3 protein-coding genes, 1 rRNA gene, 1 pseudogene and 1 riboswitch are annotated in these 4,336 nt (G+C 41.2%); all 5 genes and pseudogenes read right to left on the reverse strand.

Features of this window, described 5'->3' with window-relative positions:
- A 16S ribosomal RNA gene (locus G4V62_RS18745) occupies positions 1–269 on the reverse strand; the annotation flags it as partial.
- Between the two features lie 386 nt (positions 270–655).
- Positions 656–1,998 (reverse strand): annotated as a pseudogene (locus G4V62_RS18750) (NCS2 family permease).
- Positions 1,999–2,068: 70 nt separating this feature from the next.
- Positions 2,069–2,170, reverse strand: a riboswitch (purine riboswitch).
- A gap of 437 nt (positions 2,171–2,607) precedes the next feature.
- Complete coding sequence (locus G4V62_RS18755) at positions 2,608–3,393, reverse strand: alpha/beta fold hydrolase (RefSeq protein WP_165205136.1); 786 nt, start codon at positions 3,391–3,393, stop codon at positions 2,608–2,610.
- A 45-nt stretch (positions 3,394–3,438) separates the two neighbouring features.
- Positions 3,439–3,795, reverse strand: coding sequence for a nuclear transport factor 2 family protein (locus tag G4V62_RS18760; protein ID WP_165205138.1), 357 nt, complete (start codon positions 3,793–3,795; stop codon positions 3,439–3,441).
- Positions 3,782–4,159 (reverse strand): nuclear transport factor 2 family protein, encoded by a 378-nt coding sequence (locus G4V62_RS18765; protein WP_165205140.1) that lies wholly within the window; start codon positions 4,157–4,159, stop codon positions 3,782–3,784. Before G4V62_RS18765 ends, G4V62_RS18760 begins: the two co-directional genes overlap by 14 nt.
- Between the last annotated feature and the right edge of the window lie 177 nt (positions 4,160–4,336).

Below are 4,336 nucleotides of genomic sequence, written 5' to 3' on the forward strand. Positions count from 1 at the left end.
TTACCTCACCAACTAGCTAATGCGCCGCGGGCCCATCTGTAAGTGATAGCCGAAGCCATCTTTCATCTTAAACCCATGCGGGTTCAAGGATTATCAGGTATTAGCCCCGGTTTCCCGGAGTTATCCCAGTCTTACAGGCAGGTTGCCCACGTGTTACTCACCCGTCCGCCGCTGAATCCGGGAAGCAAGCTTCCCTTCATCCGCTCGACTTGCATGTATTAGGCACGCCGCCAGCGTTCGTCCTGAGCCAGGATCAAACTCTCCATAAGAGTTTTTTGAATCTACCTTCTATATAGAAGTGATTCGTCCTTTGCACAGTTGTTTGTTTTACATGTCGATGTCTCGACATGGCACGTTTGTACGCTTGGCTTTTGTTCAGTTTTCAAAGGGCAAAAGATTCCGCCGCTCAAAAAGCGACTCTATTATATTAACAAATGCTGCCTAACTTGTCAACTTCAAATAATGTTGTTTCAGCGACAGCAAAAACAACTTTACCACCGTTTTTATTTATCGTCAACACTTTTCGTCATTTTTTTTGAAACATTCATCAATAGTAGGGTTTAATTACATCGTAGAAGGTGAATGAGCGCCACCTTCATAAACCATAAAAAACCCGGGATTTCTCCCGGGTTTTTCGACATCACGTTCTATTCACTTAAGCTGCTGGTTTAAGAAAGATAAAATAAAGAATAAAAATGACGAACAGCACATACATGATCGGATGAATGTCTTTCCGCTTTTTCGCAAGCAACATCGTAATTGGATAGAAAATAAAGCCAATGGCAATCCCTGTTGCAATGCTGTATGTTAATGGCATCATTAACACAGTAAAGAAAGCTGGAACAGCAACCTCAAATCGGTTCCAATCAATATTACGTAAAGATGAAGCCATAAGCACACCAACAATAATAAGGGCTGGTGCAGTCACTTCAGGCGTGACTACATTTAGCAGGCCAGAAAAGAATAACGCTAAAATAAAGAACCCTGCCGTTACAACAGATGTAAACCCTGACCGACCACCTGCCGATACACCTGCAGAAGATTCAACAAATGCCGTTGTTGTCGATGTCCCTAAGATAGAACCAGCAACTGTGGCAGATGAATCAGCAAACAAGGCTTTTCCAGCTCTTGGAAGTGACCCATCTTTTTTGTCAGCCCCGCTTGACTAGCTACACCAACGAGTGTTCCAGCAGTGTCAAAAAAGTCGACGAATAAAAAGGTAAGAATAATGACAAGCATTTGCACGGTGAAAATATCAGGAAAATGAGTAATCGCCGCTCCAAAAGTTGGCGTAATATCAGCTGGAGCTGACACGATTGAGCCGAAGGTCGGTAGGTCAATGAGACCTACGACGATTCCTGCTACAGATGTGAAGACCATTCCATAAAAAACACCTGCTTTAAGGCCAATGACTAATAGGATAACAGTCACCACAATACCAAACACAGCAAGAAGCGTTGTCGGAGATGTTAAATCACCCAGCGCGACAAGAGTATTTGAATCTGGGACGATTAAATTGGCATTTTGCAAACCAACAAACGCGATAAACAGACCGATCCCGGCTGCGACCGCCATTTTTAATTCGTTTGGAATAGCATTGATTACCTTTTCACGCAATCCGGTCAACGTCAAAACGATAAAGATTAACCCCGAAGCAAGGACTCCGGCAAGCGCGGTTTGCCAAGGAATTTGATAAGTAAGTACGACTGTGTAAGCAAAAAATGCATTTAACCCCATCCCTGGAGCAAGTCCAATCGGATAACGCGCAAGCAAGCCCATAATTAATGTTCCGATGGCTGCAGCTAGAGCAGTTGCAGTATAAACTGCTCCTTGATCCATCCGCTCGATTCCCTCAGGAAGAGTCTCGATATCCATCAAAGAAAGCATCTGCGGGTTTACAAATAGAATATAAGCCATTGATAAAAAAGTGGTGAAACCTGCCAAAAATTCTGTCCGGTAATTCGTGTTCAATTCATCAAACCGAAAAAACTTCTTCATCTCCTAGTAGCCCCCTTATTTTTTCAATATAAAAACTCGGTCTGATAGACAGACCGAGCTACAGAAAAAACCCATAGAAAGGTTTGTCCGTAGTCGAGCTATTTCCGGTAGCTCGGTAGAGACATCCAGGCCATATTCCTGAACATATACGGATAAATGCACATAGATGCATTAAATTGATTTGGTTATGCTCGGATTGTAGCAGGATATTTCCATAAGGTCAAGATAAATCCGAACAATAATATCTTTTCTTTATAAAACGTTCGTGTAAATCAAGTGTATCAAATTGAACTATGTATTACTGGTGATAATGTTTAAGGAAGAATCATACGATCACAATTTCACAATTCACACCATCGTACGTGCGCAAAGCTGTAGCTGATTTCGTTATACATATCTCAAAATGACCATTCGACTTTATCAAACAATAAATAAGTTAGGACTTCGAGTCATGAAGTCCTAACTTAAAGATTTTACAATTATATTTTAACGCTTTCTTAACCCTTCAGTTGCTCGCGCCACACTATAGCTGTAGCCATGCCCTATCCCCTAATTCTCCCCACAATAACTCTGACTTTCTTAATGTTATGTTCTGCTCGTGGATCCAACCTAAATTTTTATGAAACGTGACATTACCGACAATACCGCTTCAGGATCGGGCATATGATCTTGTCCTGTAAGGGTAATCAACTCTGCGTTTGGAATTGCTACTTTTAATTGACTTGCAACATCATGGATGTCAGCAGGGCTTTTTTCCCCAACGATCATCAATGCTTGTGCTGTAACCCTTGCAAGTTGTTTAATCGGTGGTAATTGACTAGCTAGCATTGTGTCATATGCTAGTGTTGGTGCGAGTGCGATCATTGTCGACCAATGCGGTGATTGACGAAACATACCATCGATCACTTCTATAGGAGTACCAATCCCTTTCAGGAAATGAATAAGTGCTTCTTCACCTCTTTCACGATCAAGCAGTTGACCGATTTCTAAGCTGAATTTTTCAAATTCTCTTAAGTTTTCTACATTATTTGCATACGGTGCGTCATAAATGATGATCTTTTCCACTTTATCGCCAAGACGCATGGCTGCTTCGAGGGCTAAAATAGCTCCTGAAGAATGACCATATAGATTCGCCTTCCCCCCTGCTGCATCAATCATAACATCAATGTCCTCGAGCTCTCGCTCAATGGAGTATGGGAGAGTATTACCGCTATCACCACGTCCGCGTCGGTCATAATTGTAAACGGTAAACTGGTGTGCAAAGACGCTTGCATCATTCAATACTGGTTCAAACGTGCGAAAGCAAGTCGCTCCTGTAATAAATATAAGGGGCGGTCCATCCCCAGTTTCATCATATGCTAATCTTGTACCATCTTTTGAGTGTGTTCGTTTCAATTTTTCTCTTTCCTTTCGCTTATGATGTAATGATATATTTTACCCCTATTCTTCTTTCTCATGACTTCGTAGCTCAATGAGATAAGCTGTTAATTCACTGACTGTACTATTGTTGGAATGGTCAAATGTGTAAATATCGCAAAAAGAATACAGCTTTTCTCCACCATTTTCTTTAGGCATTTTCATCGTACCTTCGACGACCGCTTTATTTCCATGTGTAATGATCTGTTTTGTTTCATACTCCGTAGAGACTACACCACGCATCGGTTCAAGTATGTTAATTACATCACTTTTCCCTCTAAGTACAGCCTCACCAACGAGATTCCATTGAACATCTTCTGCAATATGATTGATGAGAAAATCAGCATCACCCGACGCAAAAGCATCATTAAGCCTTTGCACTTTCGCATTGACGGATAGGATCGCTCCTTAAATCGAATCCAAAATAAACTATGACTTCTTTAATTTGAGTACCATTGAATCGAAAGTGCTCCATATTTTGAAACGTCGCACCTGACTTTAATACACATTCATAACGAATGATCGCTTCATCACCCTCTGTGAAGAGGTTTTGAATGTAATATCTATCAATATCTTTGCAGCTTGGCCAGCACTTCGCGAAATAAGTCTGACGATCAATCTGATCATCTACCGGGCTCCGAAATGTGAAGTCTTGACATAACAGTTGTTCCAAAGCTTCTTTCTCGTTCATTTCATACGCTTTAAAATAGTTCCGTACGAGCTCAGCGGAATTCATTTGCTTCATCCACTTATTCCTCCTTTGGAAAAGTTGTTTAAAATTCTACCACGTTAAGTCGCAGGAAATTTCTTAAAAATTGCTATGTGAATGAATTTCATAATTCTAAGGTCTTGCCACGCAAGGCTTCCGAGACATAAAAAAGGAAGTACCTCCCCAAATTCTGTATAATGGTAGTCGACGAAA

Origin of the sequence: Litoribacterium kuwaitense, assembly GCF_011058155.1 — a bacterium.
GTDB lineage: Bacteria > Bacillota > Bacilli > Bacillales > DSM-28697 > Litoribacterium > Litoribacterium kuwaitense.

What these genes read in the sequence shown, in the direction of transcription:
- G4V62_RS18765 (WP_165205140.1), bottom strand. Translation starts at nt 4,159, where the DNA reads ATGAAGCAAATGAATTCCGCTGAGCTCGTACGGAACTATTTTAAAGCG.